The 1,005-nt window shown below is 67.3% G+C and carries 1 protein-coding gene; it reads left to right on the plus strand.

Translation table 11 applies throughout. The annotated features are described in order from the left end of the window. Positions 1-67 precede the first annotated feature (67 nt). The gene (locus tag ACIHFE_RS34535; RefSeq protein ID WP_400113040.1) at positions 68-982 is read left to right on the plus strand and encodes an IS982 family transposase; all 915 of its coding nucleotides are present in this window, start codon (positions 68-70) and stop codon (positions 980-982) included. Positions 983-1,005 lie beyond the last annotated feature (23 nt).

Genomic DNA, 1,005 nt, shown 5'->3' on the forward strand with positions numbered 1-1,005 from the left:
CTAGATGACTGATGCCAAGGGCTTGCTGGCGCGCATGAGATGAAGCGAGGGAGCCCAAAGATCGGTTGTGACGCCAGATCTGGACTCCCTCGCGACCGCACTCTATGTGACAACCGACGACTTGCTGAAGGAATCGCCGCATCTGGCCCCATGGCGGCCGGAGATTGGCATCGAGCCTCAGCTCAGCGATGCCGAGCTGGTCACGCTCTCGGTGATGCAGGCCCTGCTCGGCTACGTCTCCGAACGCCGCTGGATCCGCTACGCCCGCTCCCACCTGCGGCACCTGTTCCCGTATCTGCCCGGGCAGTCGGGCTACAACCGTCGGCTGCGCAAGGCCGGGGACCTGATCGCCCGCGTCAACCGGCGGTTGGCCACCGACACCAGCCTGTGGACGGACAGCGTCTGGGTGGTCGACTCCACCCCGGTCGAGTGCGGCCGCTCCCGCGAGACGGTCAAGCGCTCCGACCTGGCCGGATGGGCCGAGTACGGATACTGCGCCAGCCATTCGCGGTTCTTCTGGGGCCTGCGGCTGCACCTGGTGTGCACCCTGCACGGCCTTCCCGTCGCGTTCGCGCTGACCGGTGCCAAGGCCGACGAGCGCACCACCCTGCTGGACATCCTGGACACCGAGACCGACCTGGTGGCCGCTCGTCCCGGCCAGACCCTGATCGGGGACAAGAACTACTACGGCGCCGCGTTCGAGCGTGAGCTCGCCGGGCTGGAGATCCGGCTCCTGCGTCCGGCCCGCAAGGGCGAGCCTGAGCGGGCCGGATCACCACTGTTCAAGCCGTTGCGGCAGATCATCGAGTCGGTCAACGACACCTTCAAGGGCCAGCTCGACCTCGAACGACACCACGGCCGCACACCCGGCGGGGTCATGGTCCGCGTCCTCCAGCGGATCCTCGCGCTGACCGCCGCGATCTGGCACAACGACCAAGCCGGACAGCCCGTCATGCGCTCCCTCACCGCGTACGACCACTGAACCCCTTGGCATCAGTCATCTAG

Origin of the sequence: Streptomyces sp. NPDC052396 (genome assembly GCF_044593195.1) — a bacterium.
Classification (GTDB): Bacteria; Actinomycetota; Actinomycetes; order Streptomycetales; family Streptomycetaceae; genus Streptomyces.